At 40.4% G+C, this 12,660-nt stretch carries 13 protein-coding genes (1 of these 13 only partly in view); 12 read left to right on the forward strand and 1 reads right to left on the reverse strand.

All coding sequences use genetic code 11. From position 1 onward, the window contains the following. From IGJ26_RS07610 to IGJ26_RS07620, 3 genes are all read left to right on the forward strand, one after another. On the forward strand, positions 1 to 379 hold the final stretch of the coding sequence (locus IGJ26_RS07610) for a hypothetical protein (RefSeq protein ID WP_194188812.1). Its footprint begins 677 nt before the window's first position; only the last 379 of its 1,056 coding nucleotides appear in the window; the start codon falls outside the window, past its left edge; its stop codon occupies positions 377 to 379. A 71-nt stretch (positions 380 to 450) separates the two neighbouring features. Next, positions 451 to 1,458, forward strand: a complete 1,008-nt coding sequence (locus IGJ26_RS07615) for a zinc-binding alcohol dehydrogenase family protein (protein ID WP_194199929.1) — start codon at positions 451 to 453, stop codon at positions 1,456 to 1,458. Next, positions 1,459 to 2,172 carry a class I SAM-dependent methyltransferase gene (locus IGJ26_RS07620; protein ID WP_086299484.1) on the forward strand — a complete coding sequence of 238 codons (714 nt, stop codon included), beginning with the start codon at positions 1,459 to 1,461 and terminating at the stop codon, positions 2,170 to 2,172. A gap of 130 nt (positions 2,173 to 2,302) precedes the next feature. Here the strand turns inward: IGJ26_RS07620 and IGJ26_RS07625 are convergent, their stop codons facing one another. Continuing rightward, positions 2,303 to 3,406 carry an SLC13 family permease gene (locus IGJ26_RS07625; protein WP_061054070.1) on the reverse strand — a complete coding sequence of 368 codons (1,104 nt, stop codon included), beginning with the start codon at positions 3,404 to 3,406 and terminating at the stop codon, positions 2,303 to 2,305. Positions 3,407 to 3,568: 162 nt separating this feature from the next. Here IGJ26_RS07625 and IGJ26_RS07630 point away from each other — a divergent pair, with 162 nt between their 5' ends. The 9 genes from IGJ26_RS07630 to IGJ26_RS07670 all read left to right on the forward strand — a co-directional run bounded on the left by IGJ26_RS07630 (position 3,569) and on the right by IGJ26_RS07670 (position 12,508). Next, positions 3,569 to 5,038, forward strand: coding sequence for a helix-turn-helix domain-containing protein (locus IGJ26_RS07630; RefSeq protein ID WP_008381983.1), 1,470 nt, complete (start codon positions 3,569 to 3,571; stop codon positions 5,036 to 5,038). After that, on the forward strand, positions 5,035 to 6,399 hold the full coding sequence (locus IGJ26_RS07635) for an FAD-dependent oxidoreductase (protein ID WP_194199930.1): 1,365 nt from the start codon (positions 5,035 to 5,037) through the stop codon (positions 6,397 to 6,399). The genes IGJ26_RS07630 and IGJ26_RS07635 overlap by 4 nt, the downstream gene beginning before the upstream one ends. Positions 6,400 to 7,034: 635 nt before the next feature. After that, entirely contained in the window at positions 7,035 to 7,985 is a 951-nt protein-coding gene (locus tag IGJ26_RS07640; RefSeq protein WP_008381981.1) for an ABC transporter permease, read from the forward strand. Next, entirely contained in the window at positions 7,982 to 8,926 is a 945-nt protein-coding gene (locus IGJ26_RS07645) for an iron chelate uptake ABC transporter family permease subunit (protein ID WP_194188808.1), read from the forward strand. Before IGJ26_RS07640 ends, IGJ26_RS07645 begins: the two co-directional genes overlap by 4 nt. Continuing rightward, positions 8,923 to 9,681, forward strand: a complete 759-nt coding sequence (locus IGJ26_RS07650; protein ID WP_008381979.1) for an ABC transporter ATP-binding protein — start codon at positions 8,923 to 8,925, stop codon at positions 9,679 to 9,681. Before IGJ26_RS07645 ends, IGJ26_RS07650 begins: the two co-directional genes overlap by 4 nt. Positions 9,682 to 9,706: 25 nt before the next feature. Then, entirely contained in the window at positions 9,707 to 10,678 is a 972-nt protein-coding gene (locus tag IGJ26_RS07655) for a siderophore ABC transporter substrate-binding protein (protein WP_008381977.1), read from the forward strand. 185 nt (positions 10,679 to 10,863) lie between these two features. Further along, on the forward strand, positions 10,864 to 11,196 hold the full coding sequence (locus tag IGJ26_RS07660) for a PadR family transcriptional regulator (protein ID WP_016612097.1): 333 nt from the start codon (positions 10,864 to 10,866) through the stop codon (positions 11,194 to 11,196). Next, positions 11,193 to 12,152 carry a permease prefix domain 1-containing protein gene (locus IGJ26_RS07665; protein ID WP_008381974.1) on the forward strand — a complete coding sequence of 320 codons (960 nt, stop codon included), beginning with the start codon at positions 11,193 to 11,195 and terminating at the stop codon, positions 12,150 to 12,152. The genes IGJ26_RS07660 and IGJ26_RS07665 overlap by 4 nt, the downstream gene beginning before the upstream one ends. Positions 12,153 to 12,304: 152 nt before the next feature. After that, complete coding sequence (locus IGJ26_RS07670) at positions 12,305 to 12,508, forward strand: hypothetical protein (protein ID WP_008381972.1); 204 nt, start codon at positions 12,305 to 12,307, stop codon at positions 12,506 to 12,508. Positions 12,509 to 12,660 lie beyond the last annotated feature (152 nt).

Genomic DNA, 12,660 nt, shown 5'->3' on the forward strand with positions numbered 1-12,660 from the left:
AGTCAATCAACTTTCACTGTTTAATTACGATGTAAATTTGATACTGGCTCATTTAAAAGAATTGGATTTTACTGTCTCGCCAAGTTTGATCGACAATACCCAAACCTTAGCTGTCGATATGGAAACAGATTTTCCTGTTGCAGCGGAAGTCCTTGACCAAATTTTCATCATCACGATGGAAAATCAGTCGTATGATTTTATCACAGAAAACAAAGGCGAGATCCTTGTTCTGCTTGATAAAAATCAGCGTTTGACGATTCATTTGTACACAGAATCAACGTTACTCACGATTGACTCGGATCAATGGAAGCGATCTTTATTGGATTTCTTCACAAGTTATCCGTTTTTGGTTCCGCTTGTCGTTCAAGGTGAAGAATAAATGTTCTAAATTGGTTAAAAGTGCTAGAATGGTTTTTATAACTATTCAGCACTTTTTTTGGAAGGAGCAGTATGATGATAAATAAAGCACTAGGTTTTTATGAAGGACGATCTTTAGATGATCCAGAAGTATTTATTGAAAAGGAATTTCCAATGCCAACTTGTCAGGCAAACGATCTATTGGTGGAAGTGCAAGCTGTTTCTGTGAATCCAATTGACACGAAACGCCGCCAAACAACCACTTTAAGTGAGAAATTCCATATCCAGGGATATGATGCAGTAGGTATAGTACATGAAATCGGCTCAGCAGTTAATGGCTTTGCCGTTGGTGATCGGGTGTTTTATGCTGGAACCACACAACGACCTGGTGCGAATCAAAGGTTCCAAACAGTTGATTCTCGGATCGCAGCAAAGGCGCCAGCCGGCTTTTCTGACGGTGATCTTGCAGCTATGCCATTAACGAGTATTACGGCATGGGAATTGCTTTTTGAAAAATTTGGGTATGTGCCTGAAGAGAACGCGAATGAAGGATCAATTTTATTGGTCAATGCCAGCGGTGGTGTTGGCTCGATTGCGGCGCAACTAGCAAAATGGGCAGGATTGACAGTCTATGGCACTGCGAGTCCTAAGAACGATCAGTGGCTTAAAGACAATCAAGTGGATCAGGTACTGAATCACCGCTTGCCATTAGCTGAACAAATCACTGAACCTTTTTCAGCCGTTGCACTTTTTTATGACGCATCTGCCTATTTGCCACAATTAACAAAAGCAATCTTGCCATTTGGCAAAGTCGGAATGATCGTGAATACGAAAGAAGCGCTAGATTTAAATCCATTTAAAAACCTCGGCATCGATTTTTATTGGGAGTATATGTTCACAAAAACAGATGCTCAGTTGATGATTGAAACACAAGGGGGCATTTTGCAACGGATCGCCTCGTTGCTCGCTGACAAAAAGATCCATACGACTGCGGTCCAAACGTTTGATGGAGGAATTACCATCGAGACCTTAAAGCACGCTACAAAAGCGGTTGAGCAAGGAACGAAAGGAAAGACAGTGATCACTGGAGGCGTCCGCTAAATGGAAGAAGAGGAAGCGATGCTGTTTTGGGATGAATTCGCGCAAGAATATGCGCAAATTCAAAGAGAATCCCAATTGAAAATCGCCGAAGAGGCAGCAGCTTTTTTGGTGGAGCAGAAAGTGTTTCCGATATCGACCTTCGTTGACTTTGCTGCGGGCACTGGTCGCTACATTTCAGCTTTTTATCCTTTTGTAGATGAGTATTACGCAATTGATTTTTCAAAAGAAATGTTAAAAATCATCGAAGAAACGATGGAAGATCCGATGAGCAAGCTCCATCTGGTTCAGCAGAGCCAAAAAGACTTTTTATCTGCAGACCAGCACTGGCCCTGTATTTTTATGGCAATGAATCCAGCAGTCAGAGACAAAGAAACCTTGCTTCAGTTTCAAAGAAAGGCCCATCAATTAATTATTCTAAGAATGATCGCAGAAGAAGAGAACGTGTTTCAGCCTTATGAAAAAAATCATTCAGCGAAGAACGATCTGAACCTAAATACTTGTTACAAGAAGTGGTTTACAGAAGAAGCGATCGATTGGCAGAGTCGGCAATTCGAGTATATTTTGAAGGAAGAGATCGATCAAGAATTATTTCATCTTTATTTTGAGGAGGAGTATTCATTGGAACAGCGGCAAGAAATGGTTCAACATGTCTTTGGTGAGGCATTGACTGTCGAAAGCCAAACGAAAATCACCTTTGAGCTTCTCTTAGCCTAGGAGAAATAACACAATGGACATCAAAAAACGAGATTCTGACATAAGATCAAGAAACAGGACAGCAGGTAAACTTCTGTTGACTGCTGACTGGAAACATCTTATGCTGGAATCTCGTTTTAAAGAGAGTTTGCTACAATAAAAGGTAGACGATGCTGCCTAATAACAGTAAAAAAATGACATTGACGATAAAAAACAGCTTTTGAAATGTTCCCGCTTCTTTGGGTCTGGCTTGTTTCAATAATTTGTACCCAATCAAATTCGCCAAAGAAGCAATCAATGTACCCAAACCACCCACATTGACGCCCAAAAGAACGGCTTTTTCTAAATCGGTGAAAGGAGCAATCAAAATTGCTGCTGGAACGTTAGATATTCCTTGGGAGAGTAAAATACTACCTAAAAAAGCGCGATGCGTTTCTTGAAAATACGGTCGAATGAGATCGGTGACCAGAGATTGGTCTTGAATATTCCCAACGATCAAGAAGAAGCAGAGGAAGGTAAGTAGTAACCGATAATCAACTTTTGCGAATAATCGTTTGTTGCTAAACCAAACCACGGCTGCGACGACAAGCACGGCGATTGAAATAGGGAGAACACTAAAAATACCAAGAATCATAAGGACAAATAATCCTGTATTGAGCAGCGCTGGCTTTTTTTCAAAGGGTTCTTCTTGCAGGGCGATTTCCAATGGAGTCTTTGGGATGAGCTGGATCGAAACAAGGAGTAATAGCAAAGAAAGTCCCACAAAGGTGCCGGTAGTCCACATGAATTGTGGCAGCGAAATCTGATAGTAAGAAAATAAAAATAGATTTTGCGGATTTCCAAATGGAAACAGGCTACTTCCTAAATTGGCTGCCACAATCAAATAGACAGCGCCTAATAAGACACTGGTGCGCTGTTGTTCTTTCCTCGCTAAGAGTAAGTAGATGGGCAATAATGTTAAGATAGCCACGTCGTTTGTTAAAAACATCGAACTGAAGAAGCTTAGCAAGACGATTGAACGGATCAAGTCACGCAGATTGCGACTTTTTTCCACTAATTTTTGTCCAAATGCTCGTAAAAGACCAGCTTCTTCTAACCCATTGATTACTAACATCAACCCAAACAGTGATAAAATCACTTTAAAGTCAATAAATGACCAACGGAAGGTGCCAAAAAAACACGCAATGAGTGCTAGTAACAGGGAAATCGAAAATAATCGATCCGTTCGAAAAAATGCTAACATTCGTTTTCCCATAGTTCACCACCTTTCTTCTCAAGAATTTTACCATTCCCGCGCTTTAGGAACAATAAATAACGCTTTTTCTATATAACTCAAAGGCATTCAGGCAATTTTTATAGTTGACAAACGACCCATTAATTGGGAAATTAGTATGTGAAAGGTGAAGGAGGTTCAAAAATGAATGTTATGCAGCTGCTTGAAAAAAATCAGCAGGTTCATTTTCAAATTTTAGCTGTTTTTTTTCAGAACGGCTCAGAAATCTCTTACAAGAAACTTGCAAAAACATTATCCATTTCCGCACCCACTTTGCAAAAAGAACTTCAAAATCTTCATCAAAATTTAGTCGCTTTCCATGAGGATGCGGCATTGACTTATTTAGAAAATGATCAAGTACAGTTAACACTTCCGCTTGATTTCTCACTAAAAAAATTCTTTTATGCGTATCTTTCAGAAGCAATCGATTTTCAGATATTGTCGTATTTGTTTTTTCATCGAGATGAGTCAACGACGAAAATGATGTTAGAACTGATGTTGAGTGAAGCTTCATTGTTTCGTCGATTCAAAGCCATCAATCAGTTATTGAAAGAATTCGACATCCAATTAAAAAATAAAAAATTGCTTGGGGATGAAAAACAGATTCGCTTTTTCTATTATCAGTTTTTTTCACAAAGTTATCCCAATGAAGAATTGATCGCTCGCTTGAATGCACCAGCCATCAACAATTTGATTCGAGTAATCGAAAAACAGCTACAGACAACGTTTAGTCAATCCGAACGCTGGAAAGTCGGGCTGTGGTTAGGTATTATGGAAGCCCGTTTTGATTATCGTGGCTCGCAGCAGCATGAAGCATCGTATCCATTGTTGAAGTCATTGGAAAATGAAGCGATGTTCCAGCTTTTGCGGAATATATTAGGACGCTATCTCAGTCGTTTTGCCGTATCCTGGAGCGATTATGAAACGGTTTATTTCTATTTATTTTTATTAGCTGAAGGCTTGATTCGCCCTTCACTGGATGACTCCTTGCAAAAATCACTTTTCTTCCAAGAGATCGATGCGTTAAATGGGGAGCTGCTGCAGGCAATTGGTGATAGTGAGAGAAAGACTACAGAAACTTCTACGGAATTATGCGTCTTCTTGACGAGTGTGACGATCCAAGCGTTGTATATTCATGGCGGCATTATTGCCTTTGCTGAATTTCAGCCGCAAAGTGTTGCGAATGAGAGCTTGATTGAAGTGGCACAGCAAGCAATTGAACAGTTGGAGAAAAACGTAAACCAGTCCTTTTCTCTTGAGAAAAAGCAGCATTTGACCAATGAATTGCTTTTGATCCGTCAATGGATTCAAGTAAAACAGGAAAAAGCATTTACGGTCGGCATTTTGTTGACTCAATCACGATTACGCAGTGGCTTTTTGCGGCGTTTTTTGATCAAAGAATTGGCTGGCTATCCGAATATTCATTTTGAGGGGACGAAGGAGAAGGATTATGATTTATTGATCGTTGATCATTCTGAGATCTCGGAAGGCTATCGTTATAAAAAACGATTGATTTTAACAGGTGGGGCAACCCCATTTGAAGAAGAGCGGCTTCATCAAATCGTGGATGAAATACGCAATGAGAACCTTGAAAGCGAGTTGGAAAAGATATGAGAATAGTGATTATTGGAGGCTCTCATGCAGGAATTGCTGCTGCCCGTCATTTAAAAAAAGTTGACCCAAAAGTCGATGTGATAATTATTGAAAAATCAAGCGTTCTGGGTTATGTTGCTAGCAGTTTGAATTTAGTGCTGGAAGGCTACATTCAACGATTGGAAGATTCCCGAACGGCAACTGCGAGTGAGCTTCTTTCTGAAGGAATCAATGTGATGTTAAACAGTGAAGTCACAAAAATCTTTCCGCAAGAACAAACGGTTCATTTTGTCACATCAACGGAATCTTATCAGCAAGAAGACGAAGTGAGTTATGATGGCTTGATTTTGGCGATGGGATCGAGTACTTTCCGTTCGGAGTTTGCCTCAGATGTCGAAGCACATATAACGACCTACAAAACCATTGGTCAATCAAAGCAAGCGTTAGAAAAAATCGAAAGTGCGCAAACCGTGGCGATCGTTGGCGCGGGTCTGATTGGGTTTGAATTGGCGGAATCTTTAAGTGGCCAGCAAAAAGCGGTTCATTTGATTGATCGAATGGATACCCTTTTGTTCCGTTATTTTGATCAAGAAATTGCTGAAATTTTGATGGCGCGCTTTCCAGAGAACTTACAAATCTATCTTAACAGCAATGTCGCCCATACGATCAAAGACGAGAAGGGTGAATATCAGGGAATCGTGCTTTCAAACGGAACCAAGATTCGAGCTGACGTGGTCGTTTATGCCGTAAATCCGCGACCGAATGTCGCATTGGTTGAAGATTTTTTAAAACTAAATCTCGATGGCACGGTATTTACAAATGAATATTTACAAACGTCTGACCCAGCGATTTATGCAATTGGTGACCTGGTTTCGATTCCTTTCAATCATTCGGATAGCTCTTTGTATATCCCTTTAGTGACTAATGCTTATCGGACGGGGATCGTAGCTGCCACCAATTTATTGGCAAATGAACGGGGAACGACGAAAATTCCTTTTCCAAAAATGCAACGGACCGTCGTTAGTAAACTGTTTGGCTATTTCGTCAGCAGTTCAGGTATTAATGAGACCGAGGCACCGTATTACGGCTTTGAAGTAGATTCAGTGACGCAGACATTTCATTCTCGGACATTTTTCGCGACAGATGAGGATTTTGAAGTAACGTTAAAACTGATTTTTGATCAGCAAACGAAAGTGATTATGGGGGGACAAATCATTACGAGTGATCGTGGAAGTTTGGAGATCATCAATACGATCTCAACCTTGATCAATAGCAAGACGACCTTGCACCAACTAGCGACAATGGATTACTTTTTCAATCCAACCATTTCTTTCCCTTTGCACTTTTTGAATCAATTAGCCCTTGATGGCTTGTTAAAGTAAAATAATAACTCTTGATAAACCTGCGGTGATCGTAGGTTTATTTTTTTTAATTACAGATAATCGGGAAAGACTATCGATTACAATCAGTGACTGGTATCGCGTATTGAAAACAGGTAGGCTTTTGTCGGAGATTGAATTCAACTGGTATCATGATTTTTTGGAAGAAGAAACTCAAAACGAAAACTATAAAACTCGTTCCACGACTAAACTGTTTTTACTCACAAATTCTTATCGATAGACGAATGGTGTTTAGGTGGAGGAGACGGCGCGTCATTTGCTTTTATCTGAAAAGTTACATCACCATTGCATCAGTAAGTGCTGGCTTTACAAGGGTTTCAATAGATGAAAATAATTGCAAATCTAAGTGATCTGTTATTGAATGATCCTCATAAAATGAATATAGTATGAGCGAGCATTTTATAATTAAAGCAATAAAATAGACAATATTGAGGTAAAAATAAGTTTTCTCGCAAGGATATAAGAGAAAAACATCACATAATCCTTTTCTTTACACACTCATTTTTTCGAAATTGCGATAGGAAAGGGATTTTTTTAAAAAAATTCTTGTGATTTTAAGTGAAATACGTTACCCTATTAAAGAGAGTGAGAATCATTCTCAATAAGGAGGGCGGGGCATGTTTAAAAAAATCGGATTACTGCTGATCTTTGTTCTTCTAGTGGGTTGCTCCTTGTTGGCAGGCACCCATGAATTGTCTTTATCAGGTTTACAGCAGGGTGATCCGAATCATTGGCTTGTTTTGGTAAAAGTTAGGCTTCCACGGACGATCAGTTTGATCATTGCAGGTGGGATCATTAGTATCTGTGGAAAAATTATGCAACACATGATGCAAAATAAATTTGTGGCCTCGGAGTCGATTGGACTGACGGATAGCGCCCGTTTAGGAATTTTGCTCGTTATGCTCTTTCTACCAAATGCCTCAAATTTGATTCGCACTACAGCAGCATTTGTGTTTGCCTACGCAGGTGTGTTGTTCTTTTTATTTTTAAGCCAATTTCTACCAAAGAAAGATCCAATGATGCTGCCTTTAACAGGGGTGATGTTCGGTAATATCATCGGGGCTATCAGTAGCTTCTTAGCCTATCGCTTCCAATTGGTTCAAAACGTTTCTTCTTGGCTGCAAGGAAATTTTGCCACCATTATGGTTGGACAGTATGAACTTTTGTATTTGACGATTCCCGTTTTCGGTCTATTGTATTTCTTGGCTTATGAGATCACGATCGCCGGTTTAGGAGAAAGTGCGGCTAAGAGTCTGGGAATCAATTACTTGTTCTTGCGTTTTGCTGTATTTGCGCTGGTGGCGTTTGCTAGCAGTATCGTTTTATTGACTGTGGGGCAAATTCCTTTTTTAGGGATCGTTATCCCAAATATGATCGGCATGGTTTTTGGGGATCATTTGAAAAACAATCTGCTTTTGATCAGCTTTGCCGGAAGCGCGTTCTTGCTATTGTGTGATGTATTGGCGAGAATCGTCATCGCACCTTATGAAATGCCGGTCAGTGTTGTTGCCGGCGTACTGGGTGGCTGCTGTTTCTTGATTTTGCTTCTGGGGAGGAAATTTCGATGAAGAAAAAACTCTTTCTTTTGTTGTTTCTGATCCTTTGTGCATGTGGTGCCTATCTGACCTATAACACCTATGGAAACTGGTCATTTGCTTTTGCATTAAGGGGACGCCGAATCTTGGCTTTTGCCTTAGTTGCAATCGCCATCTCCTTTAGTACCATCACCTTACAGACACTGACAAGCAATCGCTATCTGACCCCTGGAATTTTAGGCTTGGACCAACTGTATGTTCTTGTTCAAACCCTTTGTTTCTTTTTTATCGGAGGAATTCAGATGCTGAGCCAAGAAACAGCAACGATGTTTTTGTTTTCTGTCGGCTTAACTGCCGTTCTAGGTAGCTTCTTAATTGGCTTTTTCTATCAAAAAGCAGTCGCTGGGTTGTTTTTGTTATTGATGGCAGGGATGGTCTGTGGCACGATGTTCGGTAGTCTCAGCACCTTTCTGCAAGTGTTGATGGATCCAAATGAATATGATTTACTACAAGGTCGTTTGTTTGCCAGCTTTGGCAATATCAATACCCAGCATCTATTGATTGCTGCCGCGATCATTTTGCTAGGGAGTTTTTGTCTGGTTCTGCTGATTCCAGAATTGAATTTGCTCCATTTAGGAAGTGGGCAAGCCAAAAGTTTAGGTGTATCTGTTCAATGGCTTCATAAAGGTGTTTTATTTTTGATTGCTTTACTGACAGGCACCGCCACTGCTTTAGTTGGTCCAGCAGTTTTTCTAGGCTTTGTGGTGGCAACGATCACCTATCAGCTTTTCCCAACTTATCGTCACGGCTGGTTGTTTTTCGGTGGGAGTTTGATTGGTTTTCTCCTGTTGGTAGGAGGTCAATTCCTAGTGGAACAGGTCTTTCAATGGCAAACGACCATCGGCACCGTGATCCAATTATTAGGCGGTATCTTCTTTATAAGCAAATTGCTGCTGGAAAGGAAAAAATCATGATCGAAACCAAAAATGTATCCAAGAATTATGCAAAAACACAAGTTTTGACGGAATGTTCCATAGCGTTGCCGGAACAGAAAATGATTGCCTTCATCGGGCCCAATGGTGCCGGAAAAAGTACCTTGCTTTCTTTAGTCAGTCGGATGTTGGATCAACGCACCGGTGATATTTATCTGGATGGAACGGAGATTCGTCAATGGAAGTCCAAAGAGCTAGCAAAAAAAATGGCTTTTTTGCAGCAAAGCAATCGCTATGCCGTCAATCTGACTGTAAGAGAACTGGTGGCATTTGGTCGCTATCCGTATAACCGGGGGCGACAATCGGCAGCAGATGATGGGATCATTGATGACGCTTTGTCTAAGTTATCTCTAACCGAATATAGTGATCAATCGATTCATGAACTTTCTGGTGGTCAGTTACAACGAGTTTACTTGGCGATGATTTTAGCCCAAGATACAGATTATCTACTCTTGGACGAACCGTTAAACAATTTAGATTTAAAACACGCCAACCAGCTGATGAAGCTATTGACAACCTTGGTGGAAGACTATCAGAAAACTGTTGTGATCGTTTTGCACGACATTAATTTTGCAGCACGGTATGCCGATCACATCGTCGCGATGAAAGATGGTCAGATTTTTAAAGCGGCTGACACAGAGGCAGTGATTCAAGAACAACTATTAGAATCATTGTATGAGATTCCAATCAAACTGGTACAAGTGGATGGGCGGCAATTTTGCTACACCTTCCAATAAAAAATATGTTTCAAAGGAGGAAAAAATGAAAAAAATAGCAGTAAGTTTTATGAGTATTTTCGTATTAGCGGGGTTGACCGCTTGCGGCTCGAATAATACAGGGACAACAGATTCAACGGGTACAGCTCAAACCCAAGTAGAAGAAAGTACACAAACGCCGACAGAAGTCGAGATTACGGACAGCAATGGGACTGTCACTGTTCCTTATGCGCCGGAAAAAGTTGTTGTCTTTGACAACAGTGCATTAGATACGATGGATGCACTTGGCCTTGGGGATCGAATCGTTGCTGCCGCAACCAGCAATTTGCCAGATTATTTATCAGCGTATGCGGATGTTGAATCAGCAGGGGGAATCAAAGAGCCTGATTTAGAAAAAATCAATCAACTGCAGCCAGACCTAATCATTATTTCTGGTCGACAACGTGATTTCCAAGAGGAATTGTCTGCAATCGCGCCAACCGTTTTCTTAAGCGTTGACAATAGTGATACTTGGGCATCGATCGAAGCCAACATTACGACCATTGGTCAAATTTTTGGTAAGGAAGAGGAAGCGCAAGAACAACTAGCATCGTTACAAGGTCAGATTGATACCTTGAAGGAGCAAGCGCAAAATGCTGACGAGAAAGCCTTGGTTGTTATGGTAAATGAAGGCAATCTTTCTGCTTTTGGTCCAGGTTCTCGTTACAGTATCTTGTATGACACGTTTGGTTTCCCAGCAGTAGATGAGGAATTAGAGGCGTCGACACATGGACAAAGTATTTCTTATGAGTACTTGCTTGAAAAAAATCCTGATGTCATTTTCGTGATCGATCGGACAAAAGCGATCGGTGGCAATGAAAGCGAAAGTGAATTTGTTGCAAATGAAATTGTTCAAGAAACAAATGCAGGGCAAAACGATCAAGTGATTGAATTGGATGCTGCGGTTTGGTATTTAGCTGGTTCCGGATTGGAGTCGATCCAATTGATGATGGATGATGTCAAGCCAGCCGTTGAATAAATAGGTGAAAAAAATTAAGTAATAAGGGACACGCTTATCAGTTTACTGAGAAAGCGTGTCTTTTTATTCGAACTGTTTCTAGGACCTGCGACTGATTTTTGACAAGTTATCCAGCTTTACTTTACCTGTCGTAGTAATTGATTTATAATTAGTACGACAGATGAAGTAATTTAGGAGGCGATTGCGTGATCTCGAGTGACGGAATTCGCGGCTATAACGACGCAATCATTTTATCCATTCTTTCGAAAGAAGACTCTTATGGATATGAAATATCCAAGCGTATTCGTGAAGGAACAGATGCTTTATATGTGATCAAAGAAACGACGTTGTATTCCGCTTTTACTCGGTTAGAAAAACAAGGATTGATCCGTTCGTATCCCGGAGAAGTGACACATGGCAAAAAGCGGACCTATTACCAGATAACTGCAGACGGAAAAGCAAGCCTTTCGGAGAAACTATTGGAGTGGCAGCAGACGAAGATCGTCGTTGACCAGTTCTTACAAGGAGGAGACAAATGAAAACCATTCATGACTATCTAGACAGCTTATTTTTATCAGTACCCATCACACCGGAAACGAAGAAGGCAAAAGAAGATCTTTTAGCGATTATGGAAGACCATTACTTGGAACTGATTCACCAAGGGAAAAGTGAGCATGAAGCCATCGGTGCGGTGATCAGCGAGTTTGGTTCGGTGGATGAACTGCTGCAAGAGTTAGATGTTTCAAAAGAAGAAGAGCCGATTGATGATTGGTCCGATGCCATCACAGAAGACGATGCGTTTGATTATTGGGGAACTGTGCGGCACTTTGCTTTTTCGTTGTCGATAGGAATCGGCTTTTGTATCGCCTCCCTAGCAGCCCTAATGCTCTTTGTTAGTGTTTATGCTGAGACCTTTGGAATAATGGTGATGTTTCTTTTCATCGCCATCGGGGTTGGTTTTATCATCTCTAGCAGTTTGCACTTTTCCGGTGCTCGTAAGCAGTTAGATGATCGACCAATCAAAAGGGATGCCAAACGAGAAGCCGCTCAGCAACTAGCAAATTATGAAAAAAGTTTTCGTATTGGTCTTGTTTTAGGAATTGGTGCCTGTATTTTATCAATTGCGCCTGTACTTTTAAGTGAATTGTTTTATTATTCTGTTGAGTTTGGTATTTCCTTGTTTTTCTTGACAGTTGCAGTGGGTGTGTTCTTTATTATTTATGTAAGTATTATTCGTACAGGCTTTGCGAAGCTGGCAACTGAGACGTATTTTATTCGTGACGAAGAGAATCTTGGTGATCGAGCAACACGTCATAAATATGGCGAATCCGCTGGTAGAGTTACCTTTTTTCGAACAGTCTACTGGCCAGTGATTTTGGTCGTTTATATGCTTTGGTCCTTCATGTTTCATGCCTGGGCATACTCTTGGGTCATTTTTGTGATTGGTGGTGTCTTAGAGGACTACTTTATCGGTCAGACAAAAGCCAAAAAATAAGAGATGTTTCAACCGAGAGTGGTTTCTTTACTTTTAAAAAAAGGAAGACTATAATACGGCTTGTAACTGAACCAAGCAAAAAGAACAGCGAGAAATAAGATCCTCTCAATGCTTTTTCAAAAGTTCAGAATACAAGAAAAGAGGCAATGGATATGTTAGAAATTCATTATCTGAAAAATGGTAGCAAAGAAATAACAACAATTGAATCCCCAGAGCGCTTTCTCGCAAGTCAATACTTGGAAGTTCCACCTTTTCAAGATCATTACCCAGTCGAAGAAGTTTTTCTAGACGGCAAGCGGATTACATTGAAGGAGCGAACGATCGGTGGATTGTTCAACTATTTCAATACTAAATAAAAAAATTGTCTTTTTTTATGACTCACTTTCCATTGTGAGGAATCATAGGAAGAGGCAATCTTTTTTTGTTTAATTGAGAATAAGAGATGTAATTGAGAATCTAACAGGTAGGAACTTTGCTTAGAAATGATTAGCCAAACTTATTACTATAC

The organism is Enterococcus sp. AZ095a, assembly GCF_050546735.1.
GTDB classification, from domain to species: Bacteria; Bacillota; Bacilli; order Lactobacillales; family Enterococcaceae; genus Enterococcus_D; species Enterococcus_D entomosocium.

Coding starts and splice junctions, on each gene's coding strand:
- IGJ26_RS07655 (WP_008381977.1), top strand. CDS start 9,707: ATGAAAAAAATAGCAGTAAGTTTTATGAGTATTTTCGTATTAGCGGGG.
- IGJ26_RS07615 (WP_194199929.1), top strand. CDS start 451: ATGATGATAAATAAAGCACTAGGTTTTTATGAAGGACGATCTTTAGAT.
- IGJ26_RS07650 (WP_008381979.1), top strand. CDS start 8,923: ATGATCGAAACCAAAAATGTATCCAAGAATTATGCAAAAACACAAGTT.
- IGJ26_RS07630 (WP_008381983.1), top strand. CDS start 3,569: ATGAATGTTATGCAGCTGCTTGAAAAAAATCAGCAGGTTCATTTTCAA.
- IGJ26_RS07625 (WP_061054070.1), bottom strand. CDS start 3,406: ATGGGAAAACGAATGTTAGCATTTTTTCGAACGGATCGATTATTTTCG.
- IGJ26_RS07645 (WP_194188808.1), top strand. CDS start 7,982: ATGAAGAAAAAACTCTTTCTTTTGTTGTTTCTGATCCTTTGTGCATGT.
- IGJ26_RS07665 (WP_008381974.1), top strand. CDS start 11,193: ATGAAAACCATTCATGACTATCTAGACAGCTTATTTTTATCAGTACCC.
- IGJ26_RS07635 (WP_194199930.1), top strand. CDS start 5,035: ATGAGAATAGTGATTATTGGAGGCTCTCATGCAGGAATTGCTGCTGCC.
- IGJ26_RS07670 (WP_008381972.1), top strand. CDS start 12,305: ATGTTAGAAATTCATTATCTGAAAAATGGTAGCAAAGAAATAACAACA.
- IGJ26_RS07640 (WP_008381981.1), top strand. CDS start 7,035: ATGTTTAAAAAAATCGGATTACTGCTGATCTTTGTTCTTCTAGTGGGT.
- IGJ26_RS07620 (WP_086299484.1), top strand. CDS start 1,459: ATGGAAGAAGAGGAAGCGATGCTGTTTTGGGATGAATTCGCGCAAGAA.